The 25,386-nt window shown below is 45.1% G+C and carries 16 protein-coding genes; 8 read left to right on the forward strand and 8 right to left on the reverse strand.

All coding sequences use genetic code 11. From position 1 onward, the window contains the following. Positions 1-13: 13 nt before the first annotated feature. The 3 genes from QUA16_RS12720 (at position 14) to QUA16_RS12730 (ending at position 5,463) form a co-directional block, all read left to right on the forward strand. Positions 14-2,095 (forward strand): dynamin family protein, encoded by a 2,082-nt coding sequence (locus QUA16_RS12720; protein ID WP_333103736.1) that lies wholly within the window; start codon positions 14-16, stop codon positions 2,093-2,095. Between the two features lie 221 nt (positions 2,096-2,316). Beyond that, positions 2,317-3,594 (forward strand): hypothetical protein, encoded by a 1,278-nt coding sequence (locus tag QUA16_RS12725; RefSeq protein WP_333103735.1) that lies wholly within the window; start codon positions 2,317-2,319, stop codon positions 3,592-3,594. Between the two features lie 198 nt (positions 3,595-3,792). Further along, positions 3,793-5,463 (forward strand): dynamin family protein, encoded by a 1,671-nt coding sequence (locus tag QUA16_RS12730; RefSeq protein WP_333103734.1) that lies wholly within the window; start codon positions 3,793-3,795, stop codon positions 5,461-5,463. A gap of 405 nt (positions 5,464-5,868) precedes the next feature. Here the strand turns inward: QUA16_RS12730 and QUA16_RS12735 are convergent, their stop codons facing one another. Both QUA16_RS12735 and gloA2 read right to left on the reverse strand, forming a co-directional pair. Beyond that, positions 5,869-7,158, reverse strand: a complete 1,290-nt coding sequence (locus QUA16_RS12735) for an endonuclease/exonuclease/phosphatase family protein (RefSeq protein ID WP_333103732.1) — start codon at positions 7,156-7,158, stop codon at positions 5,869-5,871. A gap of 110 nt (positions 7,159-7,268) precedes the next feature. Continuing rightward, positions 7,269-7,655: an SMU1112c/YaeR family gloxylase I-like metalloprotein gene (gene gloA2 / locus QUA16_RS12740; RefSeq protein WP_333103731.1), complete on the reverse strand. Its 387-nt coding sequence runs from the start codon at positions 7,653-7,655 to the stop codon at positions 7,269-7,271. Positions 7,656-7,729: 74 nt separating this feature from the next. On the opposite strand from gloA2, the gene QUA16_RS12745 reads away from it, so the two are divergent. Together QUA16_RS12745 and ilvC are read left to right on the forward strand one after the other, a co-directional pair. After that, the gene (locus tag QUA16_RS12745) at positions 7,730-7,852 is read left to right on the forward strand and encodes a hypothetical protein (RefSeq protein ID WP_333181156.1); all 123 of its coding nucleotides are present in this window, start codon (positions 7,730-7,732) and stop codon (positions 7,850-7,852) included. A gap of 114 nt (positions 7,853-7,966) precedes the next feature. Beyond that, positions 7,967-9,016 carry a ketol-acid reductoisomerase gene (ilvC, locus tag QUA16_RS12750; protein WP_333103730.1) on the forward strand — a complete coding sequence of 350 codons (1,050 nt, stop codon included), beginning with the start codon at positions 7,967-7,969 and terminating at the stop codon, positions 9,014-9,016. A gap of 451 nt (positions 9,017-9,467) precedes the next feature. On the opposite strand, the gene QUA16_RS12755 is transcribed toward ilvC, so the two are convergent. The 5 genes from QUA16_RS12755 to QUA16_RS12775 form a co-directional block, all read right to left on the reverse strand. Then, positions 9,468-9,692, reverse strand: coding sequence for a hypothetical protein (locus QUA16_RS12755; protein ID WP_333181157.1), 225 nt, complete (start codon positions 9,690-9,692; stop codon positions 9,468-9,470). Between the two features lie 428 nt (positions 9,693-10,120). Then, positions 10,121-11,779 carry an alpha/beta hydrolase gene (locus QUA16_RS12760; RefSeq protein WP_333103729.1) on the reverse strand — a complete coding sequence of 553 codons (1,659 nt, stop codon included), beginning with the start codon at positions 11,777-11,779 and terminating at the stop codon, positions 10,121-10,123. Between the two features lie 515 nt (positions 11,780-12,294). Continuing rightward, complete coding sequence (locus QUA16_RS12765) at positions 12,295-14,298, reverse strand: cation:proton antiporter domain-containing protein (protein ID WP_333103728.1); 2,004 nt, start codon at positions 14,296-14,298, stop codon at positions 12,295-12,297. A gap of 561 nt (positions 14,299-14,859) precedes the next feature. Continuing rightward, complete coding sequence (locus QUA16_RS12770) at positions 14,860-17,616, reverse strand: NHL repeat-containing protein (RefSeq protein WP_333103727.1); 2,757 nt, start codon at positions 17,614-17,616, stop codon at positions 14,860-14,862. 290 nt (positions 17,617-17,906) lie between these two features. Beyond that, on the reverse strand, positions 17,907-19,304 hold the full coding sequence (locus QUA16_RS12775) for an amidase (RefSeq protein ID WP_333103726.1): 1,398 nt from the start codon (positions 19,302-19,304) through the stop codon (positions 17,907-17,909). Between the two features lie 306 nt (positions 19,305-19,610). Between QUA16_RS12775 and QUA16_RS12780 the strand changes: the two genes are divergently transcribed. Then, entirely contained in the window at positions 19,611-20,879 is a 1,269-nt protein-coding gene (locus tag QUA16_RS12780; RefSeq protein WP_333103725.1) for a type IV pilus twitching motility protein PilT, read from the forward strand. Between the two features lie 68 nt (positions 20,880-20,947). After that, the gene (locus QUA16_RS12785) at positions 20,948-21,748 is read left to right on the forward strand and encodes a circadian clock KaiB family protein (protein ID WP_333103724.1); all 801 of its coding nucleotides are present in this window, start codon (positions 20,948-20,950) and stop codon (positions 21,746-21,748) included. 586 nt (positions 21,749-22,334) lie between these two features. Here QUA16_RS12785 and QUA16_RS12790 read toward each other — a convergent pair. After that, positions 22,335-23,975 (reverse strand): thioredoxin-like domain-containing protein, encoded by a 1,641-nt coding sequence (locus tag QUA16_RS12790; protein ID WP_333103723.1) that lies wholly within the window; start codon positions 23,973-23,975, stop codon positions 22,335-22,337. 310 nt (positions 23,976-24,285) lie between these two features. Here QUA16_RS12790 and QUA16_RS12795 point away from each other — a divergent pair, with 310 nt between their 5' ends. Then, complete coding sequence (locus QUA16_RS12795) at positions 24,286-25,386, forward strand: DUF262 domain-containing protein (protein WP_333103722.1); 1,101 nt, start codon at positions 24,286-24,288, stop codon at positions 25,384-25,386.

Below are 25,386 nucleotides of genomic sequence, written 5' to 3' on the forward strand. Positions count from 1 at the left end.
TCAGGAAATACCCATGAACCTTAAAGTAGAAACTAGCAACTTTCTCAACGATTTAGAGCGAGTAGCCGCCGTCCGCCGAGAAATTGCCACTCGCCTCAGCAACATTGCCACAGCCATCAACCAAGCAGAATTAGCAGGAGGAGAAGCATCGGGAAAACTCGGTTTAGAAACAGACAACGCCGACATTGATGTCGCCAGTAAAAACTTGCGCCAAGGAGTCTTTCGGCTGCTAGTGCTAGGCGACATGAAACGCGGTAAAAGCACTTTTCTCAATGCGTTAATCGGCGAAAACTTACTGCCCAGCGATGTAAATCCCTGTACAGCTTTGCTGACGATTTTGCGCTATGGTTCAGAAAAAAAAGTCACCGTTTATTTTAATGACGGCAAAAGCCCAAAACAGCTAGATTTTAAAAGTTTTAAACAGAACTACACAATTGACCCCGCTGAGGCAAAACGCTTAGAAGAAGAAAAGAAACCAGCATTTCCAGATATCGATTGCGCCGTAGTAGAATATCCCTTACCTTTGTTAGAAAAAGGCATAGAAATAGTAGACAGTCCCGGACTGAACGATACAGAATCCCGCAATGAATTATCTCTCGGTTACATCAACAACTGCCACGCTATTTTGTTTGTGCTCAGGGCAACTCAGCCTTGCACAATGGGCGAAAGACGCTATCTAGAAAATTACATCAAAAATCGCGGAGTGAGCATTTTCTTCCTGATAAATGCTTGGGATCAGGTGCGGGAAAGTTTGATTGACCCGGATGATCCTGAAGAATTGGCAGAAGCAGAAGGGAAACTGCGGCGGGTTTTTCAAGCTAATTTGGCTGAATATTGTTTAACAGAAGGCCACGACATTTACGACGAGCGAGTGTTTGCAATTACCTCAATTAAGGCGCTCAGGTTGCGGATGAAAAACCCGGATGCGAATTTGGCAGGAACTGGTTTTCCAGAGTTTATGGCGGCACTGAATACGTTTTTGACGCAGGAAAGGGCGATTTCGGAATTGCGTCCGGCGAGGACTTTGGCGCGTCAAATTTCTGCTCGTGTCCGCGAAGCTGTTGGGCGCCGCTTACCATTACTCGATCGCGATGTCAATGAGTTGAAGGAAAAGATTAATTCAGTTGAGCCGGAGTTTAAAAAGCTGACTCAAATTCGCGATGAATTTCAACAAGAAATTAGCGAAGTTAGAGATAGTAAATCGCGGGCGATCGCAGATTCTTTTCGCACCTACGTTCTCAACTTAGAAAATACCTTTGAAACAGATTTCTTACGGTATCAACCGGAACTGAGATTTCTGGATTTCTTCAGCCAAGGCAAGCGAGAAGCTTTTGAAGCATCGCTCAAACGAGCATTCGAGCAGTACATCAATGACAAACTAGCAGCTTGGACTCTCACGGCCGAACAAGAAATGAATTCAGCCTTTTCGCAGCTATCGAAAAGTGCCGCAAATTACGGAGCATCTTACACGAAAGTGACTGAAAAAATTACCGAAAAACTGACGGGACAAAAAATACCAGCAGCAGTCAGCCACTCGAACGAAGATAACTCCCCAGGTTGGGCAAAATGGGCGATGGGATTGTTCTCCTTAACGACCGGAAATCTGGCAGGAGTAGCAATGGCCGGAGCGGGTTTTGATTGGAAAAATATCCTGCTCAACTTAATCACTGTGTTGAGCGTCAGTACGATTCTTGCTAGTTTGACGGGGATTGTTTTGGGGCCGCTGTACTTGGCTTTATTGGGGATGGGTGTTGGGGTTTTGCAAGCAGACGGAGCTCATAAACAGTTGGTGAAAGCGGCGAAAAAAGAGCTAGTGAAATATCTGCCGCAGGTGGCTCAAGAGCAGTGGCAGCCGATTCATGATGCTGTAAAAGAGTGTTTTGATGTTTATGGGCGAGAAGTGGGCGATCGCATGAATGCTGATATTACTTCTCGGAAATCTGAGTTAGATAATTTGCTGGCTCAAAAGGAATCTCGCGAGATTAATTGTCAGGCTGAATCGCAGCGGTTGAAAAAATTGGAGGCTGATGTTTCTGCCGAGTCGCAGAGTATTGAATCGCTATATCAATGTTTCCTAGCATCGGCGGGAAGCTAGGCGTGTTTTCAAACTTGAAATTAGCTTAAATTGTAGTTGGGTTTCCTTCCTCAACCCAACCTACAGAATAGTTTGAAAACACGCTCTAATCCCCCAGTCTAATTACCGTTGTTATTGACCCAAGATTGGGAATGATCGCAAGAAAATTGACATGGTGCGGAGCCTGCGGCAGAATGGGCTTAAGGATGTGGATGAGTAGATGCAGACATTAGGGGGTAAATATGGATAATGATAAAGTTTCACAGAAATTAGAGAGATTAGAAAGAAACTTGAAAAGTATTCAAGCCCTTGAAGACAGCTCTGCCAAAATCAACCGACTTATCAACATGGCTCAACAGTTTGAACTTGTCGATCGCCATGAGAAAGCTCAGGAAATTTATCAGGAAGCCTTAGAACTTACCCAAAACTTTTCGGATAGCTATGATAAGGTTTGTTTGCTACAAAACTTGGGCTTGTGGCAAGAGGCAACCCTAATTAATCAAAAGCTGCTGAACAACAGGCTTAACCAAAATCTGCCAGATGGCCCTGAAAAGATAGATATACTTAAGCAACTAGGTCGTTTTCAAGAGGCGATCGAAATTACTCAAAGATTGACAAATGGCTATACAAAGGCAGCTACCTTAATTGAAATTGCCAATCTCATCCAAGAACCAAATCAGAAAAATTATCTCTGGCAAGAGGCACTTTTGGTTGCCGAAACAATTAAAGATATAGAAGAAAGAGATAGAATATTAGTCCATCTGGTTAAAAAAAAATTAGAGAGGAAGCTCGATCGTTCCCATGAATTATTGCCTGAAGAACTGCTAGGGCATTCAAGAGTTATTGCAGTGATAGAGGAAAAAATTTCAGAAGAGCAATACAAGCAAGCTCTTCAAATTGCTCTAAGAATTGAGCAGATAGAACACAGAAATACTGCATTGTACGATCTGGCTTCTTCTCGATATGATAATAGAGATTGGGGGATCGACCTCATCAATCAACACTATATTGTTACTCCCCCAGATTTTTCTCATAAACAAGTACAAGGAATGCAGTTTAGGCAGAGCAGGTATTCAAATACATTAGCTGCATTTGAAGAGCCACCTTTATCAAATTGCACCGATCGGGAGAAGGTACAAACTGCCTATCGCTTTATTTATCTACCTAGTTTTCACCCCAGCTTAGTCATTCGAGTTTGGGGAGATACACTGAGTACACCTTGCTTGCAGGCTGTTACAAAAGTAGGAAGCAAGGTAGGGAGTGAAGAGCCTTGGATGCTCACAGAAGCAAAATCTTTGGAATTACTGACAGCCATCAATGAGAATAAATTTTGGCCTTCCATTACTTGGGATTTGTCTTGGGGTTTGGATGGATCGAGGTGGGTGTTTGAAGGCTGGAATCAAGGAAAATACAAGTGCTTGGATGCTTGGACTCCTGATAATGGACCAGCATATCGCCTTGGGAAAGTTTTCTTGTCTCTCTTCCCAGAAAACTTATTAGAACTAACTAGAATTTACTGAACCTCCTACAGGTTCACGAGAATAAGTAATATCAGGCTCGATCGATCGCTTATAATATATGTAGGTTGGGCCCTTGGAACGAACCCTACGCTTCGGTTCGCCCAACAAATCTACAAAACCCAACAAATCTACAAAAAATGTTGGGTTTCACTTCGTTCAACCCAACCTACAGCTAACTAAATGAAATAAAACAACAATATGCAACAACCCGAAATTTATCAATACCTGACCGACAATCTCAAATCAGCACTCGGTATTCTCGAACTGGATAAAAACTCCCAACTGTATCGAGATACTACCTCAATTTGCGACTATCTCGCCAAACCAACTTTTCAAATCGCTGTCTTTGGCCCGTTTAATTACGGTAAGTCAACTTTGCTCAATGCTTTGCTTGGAAATCGTGCTTTGCCGATCGACCTCGTGCCCACTACAGGTGCTGCCATTTATGTCAACTACGGCGAGGAATTGCACGCAAAAATTACCCTGAAAGACGGCACGGAAATTAGCGAACCGGGGACTGATGTTTTGAAACGCTATGCCATCCTTGACGACGCGAGACAAATGCGGGATGATGTGGCCGCCGTTAATGTTTATTGTCCCCATCCATTCCTGCAAACCGGTGTGGAATTGCTGGATTTGCCGGGAACCAATGACCGCGAAGAACAGGATAATTTGGTTCGGGATAAATTGCTAACGGCTGATTTAATTGTGCAGGTTTTAGATGCTCGCAAATTGATGACTTTAGGCGAACGGGAGAACTTGAGAGATTGGTTGAGCGATCGCAACATCAACACAGTCGTCTTTGTTGCCAATTTTCTCAATCTACTCGAACCCGACGACCAAAAACAAGTTTACAATCGCTTGTTGTTTGTTGCCGAAAGTTTTCGCTCGAACTTGCCGAACAATATCAGCAATATCTACCGCGTCGATGCTTTGCCGGCTTTGAGGGCGAGGCTGAAAGGAGATGTGGCGGCCGCCCAAACTACAGGAATTGCCAGCTTTGAATCGGCTTTGCAAAGTATTGTAGCAGATCAACAGGAACAATTAGCAGTTAAGTTGCCCAGAATTGAAGCTATAGCTACTAAAATTTGCCAATCTCTCCGAGCCAAAGCTGAAACTGTCACCGCAGAAATAGCCGCAGGTCAAAAAAAGCACAAAGACAAAATTGAAATTAAACAAAAAGCCGAAAAACTGATATCAAAAGGCTTTCAAGCCAGCGTTTCGGATTTCGAGATTTGGCTTTACCAGCCCACACTTTTGCAGCGGTATCAATCGGAAATGGCGCTGTCGCTCCAGGAAGGGAGTTTTGATGCGTGGAAGCTAAAATTTGAGCGAGAGGTCTTACATCAGCAGCAAACCATCGCAGAATGGGTAAATAAAGCTTGCGAGTTCTTTGATAAAGAACAGCCGATCGCACTTTTGATTTCGTTTCCTCCATCCCCGCAAGTCAGTTTACCGGATCCGCCACCACCTCCAGCTCAAAAGTCGAACGAGGGCGAAGTGGCTCCAGTGGCGATCGCCACCGGCTTAGGTTGGCTATTGGGCGGGCCGGTGGGAGCCGCAGTAGTCGGCGGTGCTAGCTATATTTTGAATAAAAGAACTGGGAATGAAAAGCCGCCTGAATCGTCAGAAGCTTATCTAAATCAAGTAACGGAAATTTGCCGCGAGGCTGCTAAAAACTATCTTGCTCGCTTCAGTACCGATACTTTTTCCATGCTGCAACACTACAAGGAAATCGCCGGAAAAGTTATCTGTTTTCAAGAAAGCAAAGAGCCATTAAATATGAATGTTCAGCAGTACCAGTTACAGTTAGTAAATAATTTAATCGATAACTTAGAAGCACAATTGGAGAGAATAAAACTTATATAATTTGAGATTTTAGATTGGTTTCATGGCACTGTCAAATCATCAAGAACAGGCTTTCCGGCCTGTGCCACACAAATTCAGTTTTATTGTGGGAAGAACAGGCTTTCCGGCCTGTGCCACACAAATTCAGTTTTATTGTCGGAAGAACAGGCTTTCCGGCCTGTGCCACACAAATTCAGTTTTATTGTCGGAAGAACAGGCTTTCCGGCCTGTGCCACACAAATTCAGTTTTATTGTGGGAAGAACAGGCTTTCCGGCCTGTGCCACAAAAATTCAGTTTGATTGTGGGAAGAACAGGCTTTCCGGCCTGTGCCACAAAAATTCAGTTTGATTGTGGAACGGGCATCTTGCCCGTTCCTAAAAATAATGAAAGATCCAATTTCTAATCAGTCACTGCTTTAACTTCCTTCAAATGACCAAATCTGTAATTAACGGCAAATGATCCGAACCGACATTGCGGCCAGTACGAATCTTCAAAACACCAATTTCTTTGCTGACTAGAAAGTGATCGATCGGAATATAAGCCAGCGGCATAAAAGTCGGCCAAGTCGGTAAAATGCCAAAGCCCGATCGCGCATTTCGCAAATTTCCGGTTTTTACCATATTTTTGTAGAATGGCGACCACATTGTGGTATTTAAATCCCCAACCACAATCAGCGGATTTTTTACTTGGGCTGCATACTCGCCGATGGCTGCTAGCTGTTGGTTGCGATTGATAAAACTCTCCTGTTTGACTGGCACAGTCGGATGAGCAAGAATCAGAGAAATGGTTTTACCTTGCAATTTAACATCCGCCGACAAGCTCTTTCTTCGATTTGAAAAGGCTTTAACCGAAGAATTTTCTAAAGGCAGCTTGCTGTATATTGCACTGCCAAATCTCTCAGATTCTTGCTGGGTAGAAGAGTAAGGAAAAATCTCGCTTAAAACCGATAACTGTTTTGCCCAAGTTGAGTTGACTTCTACAAAAACCGCGATATCAGGTTGTTCTGCTTTAACCAGCGATATCACCTCAGAATATCGCCGATTAGCCCTTAAAACATTTGAATGCAAAATCCGCAAGTTGTGTCCGGGATTTGCTCCTGCAAATGCTGGCGCTGGAAAATACCAAGGAACAATTTCCGCCAAATTAATGATAAGGCAAAATGCGCTCACCAGCAACCATATTTTTTGTGAGCGCACGAGAGCGAAGAATATAAAAGTAGAGAAACCCACCAGCAGATATTGTAGTTTAAAATGAGAAGTCAACTCAAAAAACAGGTTGAATTCTCCCAAGTAACCTGTTATTGACAATACAGCATTTACACTTGCGGCGATAATAAACCATTTTAAAATTACGTGCTTCAAGCTAATAATTTGGTTATTGCTGTGCAGTACCGTCCATTTCAGCTTAATTTTGAGGTCGTTGGTAATCGGCAATTTATCAATTTCTGTTACCAGTTGTTCTGGCTGTTCCAACACTCGCCGCTTTTGATAAAATCTCACCAGCAAGGTATCTACCACAAAATAACTAAAATAATTGGCAACAAATCCTGCAAATACCAATACACCTAAACCGACAAGCATACCAAAGGAACCGCCGACTTTGACCAAACCTGACCAAACGGCTGCGTCACCTGTTTTCCCTGTAGCTGCTATGGCTATAAATAGCATTAAAGCAGGCAATCCGATCGTGATTATGTTTCTGATGATATAGTCCATTATACAATTTTAGATTTTAGATTTTAGATTGGAAATGAATGATGCAGTTTGTATAGTCAGCACTACGGACTGGTTGACTTAATAACGGCTTGACCAAATAGAGAGACTCCTTAATTTTCATATATTTCTAACGGTAAGTTGTCGGGATCTCTGAAAAATGTAAACCGTTTTTCTGTAATTTCGTCAAGGCGAATTTCTTCTACTTCTACTTGTTGAGATTTTAAGTAAGCAACTGATGCTTCTATGTCCTCAACTGCAAAAGCTAAATGTCTCAAACCGCAAGCTTCAGGATTGTTAACTCTTTCAGGAGGATGGGGAAATGAGAAAAGCTCGATGGTGTCGCCGTTTCCGACTCGCAAATCTAGTTTGTAAGAATTCCTCTCGGTTCGGAAAGTTTCTTTGATAATGGAACATCCCAATACTTCTACATAAAATTTCTTCGATGCTTCGTAATCCGAGCAAATAATCGCCACATGATGTATTGCTTTTATTTTCATCTTAAAAAAGTTAGTTAGTTGCGTTTTTCTGAGATGTTGCACCATTCTCAATAAGCTTTTTATGAACAGGCAAGATGCCTGTTCCACAACAAACAAAATTCACTCTTTGTGGAACAGGCATCTTGCCTGTTCTTGAGAATGGTGCTAGATGTGAGGTTTTGCCAAAAGCACAGCACGCTATTGACAATTATATTTGACGATCGCAGACTCTGCGAGAAACCCTGCTAAATTCAGGGCGAGATCCCTTTATTTTCCCCGCCAAAATCTTAATCTGAAAAAGTTCTGCAAAAAAAGTACCCTACTTTGATAAAATGAGAGTTTTGCAGTCAATCACCCAATTTGCATCTCAGGAGACAAGCACTATGGCCCGTATGTATTACGACACCGACGCGAACCTAGACCTCTTAGCCAACAAAACGGTGGCTATCATCGGTTACGGTTCCCAAGGACACGCCCACGCCCTTAACCTCAAAGACAGTGGCATGAATGTCGTTGTCGGTTTGTATCCCGGTAGCAAATCTGCCGCCAAAGCAACCGACGCGGGTTTAACAGTTCACCCGGTAGACAAAGCAGCCGCCGCTGCTGACTTCATCATGATTTTATTGCCCGATGAAGTTCAAAAAACTATTTACAAAGAACAAATCGAACCGAACCTTTCTGAAGGAAATGTTTTAGCATTTGCTCACGGTTTTAACATTCACTTCGGCCAAGTTGTTCCCCCTGCCAATGTAGACGTAGTAATGGTTGCCCCCAAAGGCCCAGGACACTTGGTGCGGCGGACTTACGAACAAGGGGAAGGTGTTCCGAGTTTGTTTGCAGTATATCAAGATGCTTCCGGTCAAGCGCGCGATCGGGCAATGGCCTATGCTAAAGGTATCGGCGGCACCAGAGCCGGCATCCTGGAAACCACTTTCCGCGAAGAAACAGAAACGGATCTTTTTGGCGAACAAGTAGTTTTGTGTGGCGGTTTGAGCGCCTTAATTAAAGCTGGATTTGAAACTTTAGTTAACGCCGGATACCAACCGGAATTAGCTTATTTTGAATGTTTGCACGAAGTTAAACTTATCGTTGACTTAGTAGTAGAAGGAGGCCTCGCCAAAATGCGCGACAGCATCTCCAATACCGCAGAATACGGCGATTTAACTCGCGGCCCCCGCATCGTCACGGATCAAACCCGCGCCGAAATGCGTAAAATTCTCAGCGAAATTCAATCCGGTCAATTTGCCCGCGAATTCGTTCTGGAAAACCAAGCCGGCAAACCAGGTTTTACCTCCATGCGCCGTCAGGAAGCAGAACATCCTATTGAAGAAGTTGGTAAAGATTTGCGAGCTATGTTTAGCTGGTTGAAAAAGCAGGCTTAATCAATTTTAGATTTTAGATTTTAGATTTTAGATGGGAGGACAAATCTAAAACAGTCCTGGACGCCTAACCTCTATCTGTAGGGTGTGCAATGCACACCTTACCGCTGGGAGGAAAATCTAATACCAATTTAATGTGAAGTTGCACATATCTCGATCCCCCTGGTTGTTGGGGAGTAGGGGTTGACTTTGATCGCAATCTGGTCCCCCCCTTAGTAGGGGCGGTGCGACCCCTACTCCCCGTGCTCGCCCTAGGCGCCGGGGGGATCTGATTCTATGCACCCTCATAAAAAATTGGTATAAAATCTCAAGTTTAATCGATTTGAGATTGGAGGAAAAATCTAAAATCTACAATCTCAAATCGTCATGTTTGGTTGTGCTTCGCTTAACCCAACCTACAAGAAAATAGCTAGGTATTGTTAGAGAAACCGGGTTTCTCGTTAGTAAATCAAAACTAGCGACTTGGACTAGGGCTTTTTTCCAAGTTCTCAATCTCCTTCTCCCTTTGCTTGTTTGAATCTTTCGGCTTCACCCATGATGGCCACAGCCCCACGAAGAACTTTCGACTGGCCACGCTAGTATCTCTTACAGGTTTGGGGAGAAAAGTTAAAGTGTCACCGTAAAGGGTAAACAGCGCTATAAACAGCAGCAACAGCGGGATAAGATTTTTTTTAGGCATGGCAGTTTGGGAGTAGAGTTTGTGGAAGCAGTTTGTTATATTTTGCCCTTGCACGGACAAAATATATCAAAGACAGCTTAAGAAGAAAAATAGACCTCAGCAATCTCGGACGAGGCCGTGCCGTTTCCCTACCCCAAAATCATCAATCTTCTTCGATGAAAGATGTAACCATCGCCCGATTAATTGTAGGAAAACGGCACGGCGCGGTGTCCTGACTGTGGGTAATATCAATTCCGATGTCACCGGATTTGATATTATATCATGTCCGATCGATTGACCATAATATCCCGGCCGGGGCGGGTTTTTGAGATTGTCAATTATTGGCAGATATTGTTGGTGAACCCGCCCCTACCTAATTTCGGGTAATTGACCAGAGATCATATTAGTTAATGACTAATCACTAATCACTAATCACTAATCACTAATGACTACTTATTCCTTTGAATAAAAGTTTGCACGACTGTATTAATTTCCGGGGAAATTTCTGTTACTAGCCGCACCGGGATTGCCGAGGTGGAAGCAAATTGCGCGTATTCTGGTGTGAGAAAGACGGCATATTTGTCAGCTTCGGCAGTTAGTTGAGCGGCGGTAGCCAAACTTACAGCTTTAATATAATTGCGTATGCTAACAGCTTGGTCGCCGACAAGTTCATCGCCGGTAATTCCTGTGCTCGGCCTGCGAACTTGGTTTAAAGTTGTACTCGGATCTTTGACGCTTAAGTGCGTTCCTCCAACAAAACCAACTAGCCATTTGGGAGATGGAATTTTCGGAAAGCCTGCAATTTGTTCGGCTAAGGCAGGAGTTGTTTTGTCGGCAGAAGATGCTACTATTAATGTGGGAATCTTAATTTTACTTAAGCCCGTTTCTCCAAATAATAATGATGCGATCGGATTCATGGCGATCGCCCTTTTAATCCTGCCATCTCGCAATTGATACCGTTCTTCGGGCAATCCGGCTGCCGCGCACTGAATGCCTTCGCCTAAGCTGAACCCAATCAAATCCCCCTGACATCTTTGTTTGAGTCCGCTCAATTGCAGTTCGGCGCCGGCTACGGACAAGGCTGTAGCGCCGCCAAAGGAATAACCAATTATTACGGCTGGGTCGATCGCGATTTTACCCTGCAAATTATCATCAGTTTGGTTCAATTTTGTCAGTTCGTCGAGTACAAAACTGATGTCTTTGGGACGGTCTAAAAACTCTTGAGGAGCTAGCAAGGGACACTTCCCCGCCATCGCAGCATTGGTATTCGTCTCGTTGCTGCCCGGATGTTCTAAAGCTGCTACCACATAGCCGTGAGACGCCAAATGCTCGGCTAAGTAGCGCAAATCCGTGCGGACGGAACCCAACCCGTGAGAAAAGACGATCGTCGGTTTGTCGGCTGTCGCACCTCTTGACCAGTACACATCAACCGGAATAGGTCGATTGCGGGCCCTATCGTTCAAATCTAGCGCCCGTACCTGCACGACATTAGGGCCTGGCTGGGTGGGATCGAAAGGCAGTTTAAACGCGGGTTTAACCGCTGCTAACTGAGGTGCGATCGCCGCCATAAAGCGCTGAGTTTGCCAAAAACTTACGTTCATATTTCCCAAAACAGCGAAAGCTCGATCGAGATCCACCACCACCCGCGAGCTCGGATAAGATTCAATGAAACTCAATATCGATAAGCCTTCCGGCGCCTTTGCTCCCTGCACCAGAGCGGATCGCAGCGCTTCCACACCCCCACCGTCGCCCCTGGGTATGACAGTAGTCAAATCCGTCAGGATGCCAGTGCCGATGCCCGTATTTAGCAAGTTGCTCAGCCCGACTACATTTAGGGGAATTTTCGCTTGCAGCGCCCGAAAAATTTTACTCCGCTGTTCCTCAGACAGGAGGTTGGCATAAGCTTGCAGTTTGGCGGGGACTTTTCCTGTTTCTGCGAGTTCGCGCAAATCCGCAACCGATATTGACGATTCTAAAATACCTTTGCGGACAACAACCGTTTCTGCAGCTTTTGCAGAGGATGTAGCGCCGCTGAAAGGATTAATCGAAATCGAACCCAAAACACTCGCCACTGAAGAAAACCATCTGAAATTTGGTCTGATGCTCATTTTTACGTTATTGAACTAGAGGAGATATATCACCATATTCTCAAAATTCTCCCAGATACCGAGAAATTGTCCTAGATGCCGAGAAATTGCCTCCATCGGGGTGCGATCGAAATTAGTTTGGAAAAGTGCGATCGTCCGGGCTTTAGGCGGGTTGTTTTTGAATGATTAAACCGCAGAGGGCGCAGAGGGCGCAGAGGAATAGAAGAGAGATAGGAATAGTGTCGGTACCCACGGATTTGATATTAACCTGCAGCCCGAAAAGTACAAACTTCGGAAGTTAGTTATCTCATGGACGGTTGCATCGGATGGAGTAGGATTAAATCTTAACAGCAGATCAATGCAGATTCATAACATCATCTGCGGTTAAAATATTGGGAGCATCTCATATTTGTAAAGACACTTCTTCTGGCTCCTGACTTCTTCCTTCTGACTCTTTTCTCCTGACTCCTTACTCCTGACTCCTAACTCCAATTTCTAGCTTGCCTGCTTTCATTGAGATGCTCCCAAAATATTCCTCAAGATACAGGAAAATAAACAACAAGCATCGAAATGTTTTGGTGAGTCCGGGCGATCGCTTCCGGTTCCTTGAGAGTTCCTGGTTTCTCCCACATATTCTGTTGCTGAGAAATTGTTGTTAAAATCAGCAAATCGTGTTCTAACAAATTCTGCGAAACTAGCTTGATAAAATTTCCCCGCACCCGATTTACTGGTATCTCAGAGAGAATTTCCACCTCCGCCGCACTTTGGTTGCTTTGTTCCCGTTTTGTCGCCACCAACAACACTTGCAAACTCGCCTTAAGTTCCTCGGCTAAACTCTTAGCAATACCCACGGTTTCCTGAAATCCAAACCGAGTCAACTCGCTGTCAGTTACCGCCAAAATAACTCTGGCTGTATTCTGGAGAGGATCGGGAAATCGAGCAATCAGTACGGGTACGGGCGATCGCCTTACCACATTGTCAATGATGCTGCCAAAAAAATTGTCGCGAGTCGTGGAAAATCCCTTCCAACCACAAACTATTAAACTAGCCTCGCGTTCGGTTGCACTCCGCAGAATTCCGCGATCGATCGCATCATCTATCCTCGCGATCGGTTCAACCGCACAAGCAGCCGCATGGGCGACAGTTTCCGCCGCCGTCAAAAGTTGAGTTTGCTGCATTTTATCTGCCGGTGAAATTGCTTCCCCGCGATCGGACAAAATATGCAGCGGCAGTAAAGTTCCGTGAGATGTTTTTGCTAAAATCAAAGCCAAACGCAGCAAATTATCTTCCGTATTCGGATTAGCAACAGGCACTAAAACTCGGTCTCCCCAGGAATGCTTTCCCGAAGTAGCAGCCGGCAAACTCGACCCCGGCTGCTGCATTTGTTGACCCCACCGAGATACAATCCAAGGAGAAGCCACACAAGTTACTAAAATCATGGCAATGATGCCGTTCACCGTTACGCGATCGACCAATTTAATGTCAAAAGCAACCGTAATCGCCGCCAAAGTAGAAGCAGCTTGAGCAACAGAAAGACCGAACATTACCATAATGCTGGGAAACTCAAAACGAAATAATTTCCCCGGTAGCCAAGCTGCCAAAAACTTGCTCACCACTTCAGCTAAAATCATCACCGCAGCCACCAACAAAGACTGCGGCTGCTTTACCAAAATTAGCGGGTCAATTAACATCCCCACAGAAATCAGAAAAAACGGCACAAACAGCGTATTGCCAATAAACTCAATCCGATTCATCAGGGGACTCATTTTGGGAATAATTTGAGTAATGGCAATCCCCGATAAAAATGCACCAATAATTGCCTCAATTTCAATTAGTTCTGCTGCGTAAGAAACTAGAAATAGGGTTGCCAATACAAATATAAATTCTGCATTTTCGTCGTGTCCGAATTTCTTAAAAAACCAGCGACCGATTTTGGGAACTCCCCACAAAGTAGCAAAAGTGTAGATAGCCAGAGATGGAATGAGAAACAGCCAAAATTCAAGAGTGAGATTTCCTTTGAAAGCTTTAACAACAATTGCCAGCACCAACAGCCCCAACACATTCGTAATTAAAGTCCCGCCCAAAGTCGTAGTAATAGTCTGAGTTCGCATCAATCCCAATTTTGTGAGAATTGGCAGTGCTAAAAGGGTGTGCGTAGCAAAACAAGAAGCGACTAAAATTGCAGCCAGCCAGCTATATCCCAACAGCAACATCGCTGCTGTCCCCAATATCATCGGTAGCGAAAAAGTAGCCAGCCCAAATATGACAGCTTTGTCCGCATTGAGTTTGAGGTCGTCTAGGCTAGTTTCCAGTCCCGCTAGGAACATCAAAAACAGCAATCCTACAGTACCTAACAAAACAATAGTAGCGTCCCGTTGCAGCAAATTGAGACCGTTGGGCCCGACGATTACGCCAGCAATAATTAAACCCACTATTCCCGGTAGTCGCAAGCGTTCAAATACCAGCGGCGCTATTAGCATGATTGCTAAAAGAACTAGAAAAACGGGAACGGGAGCGGTAATCGGCCCGGAAGTTAACATAAATTTCACCCTAAATATTGGCAGCAAACTGCTACCATATTTAAAATGAAATAATCAAAATATCTATCAATCTAAAGAGGTATTATCAATAATTGACAGCGTAATTCTTAATAAGTAGGACTGGGCTGGAGAAACCCGGTTTCTTGGTAAAATATGGGTTTGATGACTATAAATGGGGTGGATCGCGAACTCCGATAAAAAAACTATCTTTTTCAGTCCCGGAGGCACAAAAACCCGGTTAAGAGTCAAAATAACAGGTTGTGAGCGATCGACTTTAACGCCGAAACCTGGTTTTTGATCCTATTTGCGTTCACCACTATGTAGGTATCAAATGCAAGGGGAAACAGACATATATCCCAAGATGGACTTTGGTAAACTCGGTCTAATTCAGAAACCCGGTTTCTTAAAAAAACCGGGTTTCTCACCGCAACCGACAATTTAAATGGGTTAGTCTTGGACGCGAAAAAACCTGGTTTCTACGCAACATACTTAACCGTACCCTTACGGTAGCTAAGTATGTATTTGTTGTGAAGATTTGTCCATCTAATTTTCAATGATAGGCTAAGCGATCGACACAATACTAGCTCGCTCGTAAGGCAATCTGTTTGTCGGCAAAACATCCAGATTAATTTGCAACGAATCCAAAGCCGGATTTTCGGCTAGCAGCTTTTGCGTCAAACTCTTATTAAGAATTTCCCAGAAATCCGTTTCATTGGGATAATTAGTCAAGAAACTGTCGATGCTTTTGTAAATCGGCACAAAGTCTGGATACTCATCCTGCGTAATTCCTGGTTTGTACTGATATTTGACATCAATATTGAGGTTGTTCAAACCCTGGTGATCGATCGAGTAATTAGGAATCTTGAAATCCCATGCTTCACCTAATTTACCATCTTGAGTACGAGTAACGGTACTGCTGCGATCGTAAGGCAATCGGTTCGTCGGTAAAACATCCAAATTAACCGTCACCGACGAAAGTGCCGGATTGTCAGCAAGCACTTTTTCGGTCAGATTTTTGTTGACAATTTCCCAAAAATCTGTTTCGTTCGGGTAGTTAACTAAAAGATTGTCAATGCTCTTGTAAATCGGCACAAAATCAGGATACTGATAATTTAGAATCCCGTCTTTGTACTGATAATTTACATCAATATTCAGGTTGTTTAACCCTTGATGATTAATTGGGTAATTTGCCAAGCTAAAATTCCATTTCTGCGTCAGTTGACCATCGGACGGAAAGAAAGAAATTCCTATTGGACGCTGTAGCTTGCTGTCGGGAGGGACAAAAATAGAACTGTTACTCGACCCTGGATTCCCCGATATGGGCAGCGGTTCGTCAGTCTTGCCATTGTACCGCAAAACAGCGCCGGCACTGTTAGCATTGGTGCGGTTGTCAAAGCCAACTGCAAACAAATTGCCGATCGGCGAAAAGGCCAAACTACCTACATAATTGCTACTGGGGGAAGTATCAGTATAATTGGTAGATAAAACCTTGACCAATTCCCCACTTTTTAAATTGTAGCGCCTGATATCGTTAGCAAAATCGCTGACATAAAGGTCGCCGTCAGCGGGCCCGATTGCCATTCCCAAAAGACTTGCAAATCCCTGACCCCGAGGCGAAGGATCGGGCGAAGCAAAGATACTTGACTGCCGGGTTTCAGGGTTGTAACGCAGCACCTGACTGGGGAAACTTGCGCTATAATCTGCTTTACCGTTGCTCGCCACACTCCCCTGCGTTGTCACATACAAATTGCCGTCAGGAGCAAACAGTAAACCGTTCGGGCCATTCAATCCTCCCGCTTGCTGATTTCCCGAAGCAAATACATCAATAAACTGTCCAGTTTTGCCGTTATATCGGAGAATTTGGTCACTCAAAAAACTGCTGACATAAAAATTACCGTCAGGGCCAAAAGCTAAACCGTAAGGGCGAAACAATCCGCCAGTTTCATCGACCGCCGTGTTCGGATTATCGCCCACAAACTTGTCAATAAAGGCGCCCGTCATTCCGTCATACCGCAATACCGCAGATGCTGTCGGTTCTCCCGAATTTCCGAGCTTGTCGCCGCTACTAACGTAAATGTCCGACTTACCATCGCCATTACCATCGGGTCCAAAAACGATCGTATCTGGATTGGACAAACCGCCACTTCCAGGTGAAACAAATTCGCCTAGAAAATTGCCGGTATTGCCGTCAAACCGAAGTACATTATTTCCCCTGCTATTGCCAACTAGGAAAGTTCCTGGAGGATTGCTGGGTTGAGTGCGAGTAACTTTGCTGGTGCGGTTGTAGGGCAAGGTTTGGCTGGGAAGAACGTTTAAATCTATCTTAATTGCCGCCAATGCAGGATTTTCGTTGAGGATAGTTTGAGTCAAGTTTTTATTGACAACTTCCCAAAAATCGGTTTCGTTCGGATATGAGGTTAAAAAGTTATCAATGCTCTTGTAGATTGGCACAAAATCGGGATATTCATTGGGAGCGATTTCCGGCTTGTACTGGTAATCTATATCGAGATTCAGCTTGTTCAATCCTTGGTGATTGATTGCGTAGTCTTTGACTGAAAAATTCCAATCTTCTGTGATTTTGCCCGATTGACTGCGGAAAACTGTACTGGCGCGATCGTAGGGCAATTTCTCCGTTGGCAAAACTTCCAGTTGAATCGTAACATCTGTCAGTACCGGATTTTCAGTAAGCACCTTTTCAGTCAAATTTTTGTTAACAATTTCCCAAAAATCTGTTTCGTTCGGGTAGTTAACTAGGAAATTATCAATACTTTGGTAAATGGGAACAAAATCTGGATATTCGTTCGGGGTAATTCCCGGTTTTAACCCGTAACCAACTTTGAGGTTGAGGGTGTTTAAACCTTGGTGTTCGATGGTGTAATCTTTAAAATTGAAAGCCCACTTTTCATCAGGAAATAGGGAAGAAGTTTGGGATAGGGAGAGTTCGGGCTTGCCACCACTATCACCAACAGCAAAATCCATCCCTGTCAGTTCGTCTCTCTGAACTTGATTGGAGACAGCAATCTGGGATTTTAGACTACTATCAACTTTAAGATTGTCCCCTCCTGACGATTGGAGACCGAAGTCGGTGGATGGCTCAAAAAGGCCGATCGCACTACCAGTCGCAGCCGCCGCCCAATCTGGTTTTTGACTCAAATCGTAGCTGGTATTAAATAAACCATTGGTATCGCCGACGGCGCTTGGGCTGAGCGGATTTAATCGATCGAATTTACTGCCAAATGAGTCTTGTATTGCCGCTGAAACACCCGCAACCTTTCCCGGAATCTGGTTTTCTTCAAACAGTCCTGCTTTGTTAAACATAAGCTTTTTTTCAGATACACCCGCCATCGGGAAGGAATTTGAATAAATTTTACCCTCTTTCCCAAAAAAGTCAAGTACCTTAAGAAGTATTTTATATTTGTTTACCAAAATTCAACCTGAAATTTGTTCCCTTTCTCAATCCTCTCGTTTCCCGTTGCATCAATATTATTCAAATGTCAAACAGTCAATAGAAATTTATGCGAAAAACCGGATTTCTAGTTCCCCGCACACAAATCCTGATTTGGCATACCCCTAAAAAAGGGAAAAGTGATTTTATCCCTTGCTCTTTTCTATTTAAAATCTAAAACCGGGAAAGGTTTCGCCGCTTCCATCTGCGCCGCTAAAGCAATTAAAGTTGCTTCCGCCGCTGGCCGCCCGATAATTTGAATTCCCACGGGCAAACCGTTGTTATCTAAAATGGCAGGAAGTGCGATCGCAGGCAAACCGCTAGCATTAAATGGCGGGCAAGGAGCAACCCAATTAATAATGTGCTGCAAAGTTTCTTCAAAACTCAAATCCGCCCACTCCCCAACCCGGATTGGCGAGTGCATATAAGTTGGCAAAACTAACACATCAAATTTTTCAAAGAATCCCACAATCCGCCGTGAAATAACCTGCATTTGATTCACCGCCCGCAAATATTCCCCAGCGGAAATAGTTCTTTCTAACAGCCAGCGATTCATCGGTTCCAAAGCAGGGCCGGGAATGCCACTTGCAGCCGCCCCCGACTGCCAAACTGCGATAAACGGTTCGATTAAACCCGTAAAATCCGGGCATCCAGGTTCGACATCATGACCCAAATCTGTCAATAATTTTACTGTTTCGAGTACCGCTTGCTGACAGATAGGCGCTGCCTCGCCCACAGGGGAAATAGTGGTAGAAAACGCAATTCGCAGTTTGCCCTGCTGTTGACGGGAAGCCTCTAGAAACGTCGGATTTGAATCTGGTAGCCAGTACGGATCGCCTGTTGTGTAGCCTGACATTACATCCAAAAGTGCGGCCGCGTCAGCTACAGTGCGCGCCAGTGGGCCGTTGGCCGAAATGCCACTGAGGTAATCTCCGACAGGTGCCCAGGAAACTCGCCCCCGCGACGGTTTAATGCCCACTAAACCGCAGCAGGAAGCTGGGCCTCGAATCGAACCGCCACCGTCTGAACCTTGGGCGATCGCACACAAACCCGCTGCTACAGCCGCCGCTGAGCCACCGCTGGAACCTCCGGGTGTATAGTCTAAATTCCAGGGATTGCGGGCGGGCGGGAAACCTTCTGGTTCGGTGTAAGGCAATGAGCCAATTTGAGAGGTTGCTGTTTTCCCCAGAATGTTAAATCCTGCTGCTTTGATCCGCCATACTACTGACTCGTCGTAGGCAGAGATGTTACCCAGCAAAGCCTGAGTGCCGTATGTACACGGAACGCCGGTAACTGGTGTCAAGTCTTTAATGGCGATCGGCACTCCGAAAAAAGGTGGCAATTCCTGTGGCTTGTTTAACCCAGCTAGTTTTTCGGTTTGAGATTTAGCTAGGGCGATCGCCCGCTCGGCCGTTACTGTAAAATAACTGCCCAGCTCAGGGTTTAATCGCTCAATGCGTTCCAAGTACAGATTGACAATTTCTAAAGGCGACACTTCGAGGGCGCGGATCGACTCCGCCAACTCCAAAGCTGGAGTAAAAGCCCGATCGACAGAATTCATCGGTTTAAGTCCTTAATATTGGGCTAAAGTATCAATTTATACTGCTTGCTTGCGGAAAACTCTTTTCCTTAACAAAAATTCTCCCAAAAAGTAGAAAATCCATATTTGCTCCTAGGGCCAGAGCGATCGCATCCTCCAATTGGCAGAATATTTCCTTATTAGTGCAGCATTATGACCCCCTCTTAGGATAGACTGAGAACAACAGTTAAGCTTTTGTGCAAGACGCGCACAATGGCGATCGGCATTGTTCAACTTCCACAAATCATCTGTTCGAGTCAGCCTTCTCACCAACTTAAGGTAGCGCATATGACACAACAGCATCCGCCCGCTCCTCGCCCGCCCGTACCCGGAGCCCCCCCACCGCCCGGAATGCCCCGCCCTCCTGCTCCCGGAATGCCCCCCAGAGCAGCAGGAATGCCACCAGCACCGCCCCCCGCACCAGCACCAGCAGCGCCACCCGCACCAGCGCCGCAATCCTTCGCCACACCTAAAGGCCAGAGTTCTAGCAGCGGCGGAGTTCCGAGTTTGAAAGAGCTAGTAATCCGAGCCAAAGATGAAGGAGTATCCGACCTTCACCTCGGAGTAAACGAAGTTCCCCGCTTCCGCACGCGGGGCGAGATTGCCGACATCGGCTATCCACCGACGGATTTAGATACGTTTTTTGGCTGGTTGCGGGAGTGCATGAGCGATGAAGAAATTGAAATTTTCCAAAAAACCCTAGACTTTGACGGCGCTTTCGACTTCGGGTTCGTCCGCATTCGGATCAGTTGCATGGACTCCTTGGCCGGCCCGGCAATGGTGCTGCGGCTAATTCCTGCCAAAATAATGACACTGGAGGAATTGAAACTGCCGGAGGTATTTAGGAAAATATGTGGCTACCACAAAGGGCTGATTTTGGTGACAGGCCCGACAGGTTCGGGTAAGTCTACCACGTTGGCCGCGATGATCGACTACATCAATAAGAATAAAGCCTACAATATCATCACGATCGAAGACCCGGTAGAATTCGTACACGAAAGCAAAAAATCCTTGATTAAGCACCGGGAAGTCGGCAGGCACACCCTCAAGTTTATGAGCGCTCTCAAAGGCGCTCTGCGACAAGACCCGGATATGCTGCTAGTAGGAGAAATTCGGGACAGAGAGACGGTGGAAATCGCCCTCAAAGCCTCTCAAACCGGTCACTTAGTTGCAGGAACCCTGCACACGAACAGTGCGGTTAAGACCCTGAACCGGATTCTTGATATGTTCGGGGCGGAAGAACAGGATGCCATACGGGTCTCAATTTCCGAATCCCTAGTGGCGATTATTGCTCAACTGCTGTGCAAAACCACAGACGGAAAGCGGGCTGCTTTCCACGACGTGATGATCAATACCGACGTGGTTAAGGAATACATTCTGAAGGGCCAGAATGAGGAAATTAATCAAATCATGATCAAAGATACTTATGAAGGCATGACGACGATGAATAAGTCGCTCTACGGCCTTTATCAAGAAGGTCGGATTACTGAAGAACTTTGTGTAGAGAACTCGCCGTTCCCGAACGAAATGGCTCAGATGCTCCGAGGTCGAGTCTAAAGGTCGAGTGTTAACAGTTAGCAGTTAAAAGTTAACTGTTAACTGTTAACTTTTATTGGTGTACTGAATTGAAAGTCGATCGCCCTATTTTGCCAGAAATTTTCAAAGGCATTGCGCTGTTTACACCAGGGGGAGACTTAATCTATTGCATAGACCCCCGCAAGCAAACTCGGTGGCATTTGCAGTTGTGCGTAGCTCTACAGGAGATTCTCGGTTTGTCGGAACCGCCGCATTTTCTGATACCTTGCTACACAGCAACCGTTGACTCCTGGCTAGATCCAGGCGATCGGCAGGTGCGGGTTGCTGCCGAGGCTTACCCCCCCGTGCTGCGACATCAAACGCTGCTGAACGCCATTTTTGGGACTGGCGACTTAGTGTGGCATCCCCGCAGCGAAGAAATGTGCGAACCGATGGCAATCGCTACTTATCACGAACAATTCCCCGAACTTTGGGAAAATCACGACTTAGTTGTACAGTATGCCAGCCCCGAAGCTCGATCGGACTGGAACAGTTCCATAGTAACTCCCTTGGGCTTTCCGCAACCGCAGCAGACTCGGCTTCCCAAACCAACAGCACTCACCCCACCGCCACAAACTCAAGGGTACGTTTTGCGTCTGTTTGTTTCCGGTAGCAACCCCAGCACCGAACGCACCCTCGAAACTTTACACCAGTTCTTAGAGAAATGCCTCGATCGTCCCTACACTTTAAAAGTAATTGATGTTTTGAAACATCCAGACCAAGCTGAGGCAGATCAGATTTCAGCAACTCCTACTTTGATTAAAATCTGGCCGAAACCCGTGCGACGAATTGTCGGCGAATTGAACGATAATGAAAAAATAGTGCGGCTGCTGAGCTATGCGGAATTTTAGATTGGGGCGAGGATTTTTGCGATTATTTAATACGGGCGATCGCGCAATACAGTTCAGTTAACACTGTTAATTCCCCGGAGATCCCCCTAAATCCCCCTGATTGTTGGGGGACGCAAGAGCAACTTCTTGTCCCCCCCTTCGTAGGGGCGGTGCCAAGAGTGCCCGCCCTCTTGGCTTGGCTAGGGGGGATCAGTCTTATCTGAACCGTATTGGGCGATCGCGGGTTAACTCACCATTGAATTAACAGCATAAGACTTATGCACGATTGTTTAGAAACCGGGTTTTTTTACGAAAAGACCTGTTGTAGGCCGCAGATTCGGTGAAAAACCCGGTTTCTCCGTCGCCATGCGACTGGGGCAGTCCTGGACGCACGAGACCAAAAAAACCCGGTTTCTCTTTGTGGCGATCGAGCGTATATGACAAAATTACCTGAAGAAACCTGGTTTTTGCGTCCATGACTGTTAGGTTAACTTACTTGGCTTGAAAATTGTGGTAAGGTGCGCCGAAGAGCACCCTACTTTACCACAATCAATCGGGCAATCACGAGAATTGAGAACCGTGCCTGAAGTAAAAAAGGTCGATCGACTTAATCAGGAAGACAAACATCCGGGGCGCACAAACTGGGGAAATCCAAAGTTGTGACTTCCAGCGTATCCAACTCAACTCTCCGAATGACATGATTGTTCGTATCAGCAACAAACAAATGAGGCCCGATCGCACTCAACCCAGAAGGTTCAAAAAATCGAGCCTTGAGACCTTTAGCATCAACCAAACCTGCTGTACCATCTCCAATCATTGTTCTGCACGTACCGCCCCGGTGGTCAATCCGCTTGATTTTGTGATTGTAAGTATCAGCAACCCAGAGGTAATTTTGAGCGTATTCAACACCTAAACAGTGCTGTAACCTTACCTCCTCAGCGCGACCATCTTTATCTCCAAAACCAAACAATTCACCGCTACCGCAGACTGTACGCACCTTCGGGTCTTCATCAATACCCACAGCGCGAATCGAACTAATTTCGCTGTCAGCAACAAACAACTCCGATCGATCCGTAGCGAGGCCGCTGGGCTGAGAAAAAGCAGATTCTGCAAGACTTCCGTCAACACAGGATTCTCGACCAATACCCGCATAAGTGGCGATCGTGCCAGTGTCTAACTGCATTTCCCAAATTTGATGGGAACCCGCCATTGCAATAAAAAGTCTATTTCCAACTCTTTCTAAATCCCAAGGCGAATTCAATTGCGTTTCTAAACCCTTGCCGCTGCGGGGGGAAATTTCGTGACTTTGTTCGCCGGTACCAGCAACAGTTTCTACCCGTTGAGTCGTAAAATCAATCTTTCTGATAGCATGATTTTCCGTATCAGCAACATATAGAATTTGACTTTCTGCATCAAAAGCCATACCTTGAGGTGCAAAAAACTCAGCCTCTTCAAAGTCCCCATCAGTTAAACCCGGTTTGCCACTACCGATTACGTGCAGCACCTCACCTTCGAGGGTGCTCACAACAATCCTATTGTGGCCGGAATCGGCAATAAATAAGCAAGAACCGACTAAGTTTTGTATGACTGAATTAGCAGGCCCGGGCAATACAGTTTCATCTACAGATTCATTTTCCTGAGTCATTTCGCCCAAAAGCGCGCCCTGTTGGTGAAGATGTTTTGCCTCCGTTGCAGCGATCGCAAATGCCAGCACTTTACCGGGGAAAGCCAGCGGTGTTGAGACAGGTTTTCGCTGTTTTTCTAAGGTAAAACGCAGTTCTTTAAAGTTGAGTGCATTTTTATCTTTGTATTCAGCAATTAACTTGCCAACTAACTCGTCTAGTGCTTCTCTATTGCCTTCGCCGGAAACAAAGCCGACGACATAACTTTCAGGATCGATCACCATTAAAGTCGGCCAAGCGCGAACCGCGTAGCTTTGCCAAACTTTCATGCCGCTGTCAACAATTACAGGATGTTCGATATCGTAGCGGAGGATAGCTTGGCGGATGTTTTCTACTTCTTTTTCGTTTTCAAATTTAGCCGAGTGAACGCCGATAACCGTGAGGGAATCTTTATATTTTTGTTCGAGGTATTTTAAGTCGGGCAGGACGTGCAAGCAGTTGATGCAGCAGTACGTCCAGAAGTCGAGGAGGACGACGCGCCCTTTTAAGGATTCAATGGATAAAGGTTTTTCGGTGTTCAGCCAGGGGTAGTTTCCGGGGAATTCTGGTGCTCTGACGCGGGGCATGGCATCTCCTGGGTAGGATGTGAATAATTTTTTTACTTCTTTAATTTAGCGGGAAGTTTGGCGGCATGGGGAAAAAGCGGGTTAAACAATGGCTTGTGGTACAGGTCGGAGTGCCTGTACCACAAGACGGGGACAAGGCCCGATGGCGAATTCATCCACTTTCAGGCTCTGTCAGGGAACGCCTAAAATATTTCATATTCGATTTCTCCTCAATCACTCAAAGGCGACGGCTACCAGTGTATACTTGATATTTTATCCCAAATTTTTCTGTACTTCTGATACAAACATTCTGCCCGAACAGGAGATCAAAATGTCCAAAGCCCCAAAAATACCACCGGAACCAGAGATTACACATGAACAAAGAGAAGCCGCAGAAGTGGAAATTAGAGAAAAGCGAAAAGTAGTTGACTATGACACAAAAGAATATCCAGTGGAAGTGCTTGTCCAAAAATACACAGATGGGTTGGAGGAAGACACTAATGAGTTGTATATACCAGACTATCAACGGGAAATGATTTGGCCTGAACCCTTACAGTCAAAGTTTATTGAATCTATATTGCTAGGACTACCTATACCCTATATTTTTGTTGCTGATTTACGACCCAAGCAAGAAGAGGATGAGGATGATTTAGCTAGGTTAGAAATTGTTGATGGAACCCAACGTATCCGTACTTTAGACAGATTTCTCAATAACGAGCTAAAGCTGTGTGGACTAGAAAAGCTAAAAAGGCTTAACAATTTTAAATTCAACGATTTGCCATTGGCAAGACAAAGACGCTTCAACCGTGCTACCATCCGCATGATTGTGCTGACTGAAAAAGCTGATGAAGAAACGCGACGGGATCTCTTTGAACGCATCAATACAGGTAGCGTTCAATTAAATGATATGGAGAAGCGGAGAGGCATATCTCCTGGCCCCTTTGTCAATCTTCTTGAAGAACTTAGCAAAGATACAAAATTTCGCAAACTATGTCCATTTTCGGATGCACTTGTCCTCAAACGCGAACCTGAAGAATTTGTACTGCGTTTTTTTGCCTACTTAAATAATTATAAAAACTTTGACAGAAGGGTTGATGAGTTTCTTAATGAATATCTCAAAGAACATAACCATGCTGAGATTGATAAAGATGGTATGCGCTCTGAATTTCACAAAATGCTAGACTTTATTGAAAAATACTTTCCCAATGGATTTAGTAAAACAAAAGGTCATGTAAAAACACCAAGAATTCGATTTGAGGCAATTTCTGTAGGTGTGGCACTTGCCTTGAGGGAAAAGAGCGATCTTGAACCAAAGTCAATGAAGTGGCTTGACTCACCTGAATTCAAGGAATATACTACCTCAGATGCAAGCAACTCCAAACCAAAAGTAATTAAACGTATTGAATATGTTCGCGATCAACTTTTACGTTAA

The sequence above is a fragment of the Microcoleus sp. S13_C3 genome (assembly GCF_036700905.1).
In the GTDB taxonomy this organism is placed as follows: domain Bacteria; phylum Cyanobacteriota; class Cyanobacteriia; order Cyanobacteriales; family Microcoleaceae; genus Microcoleus.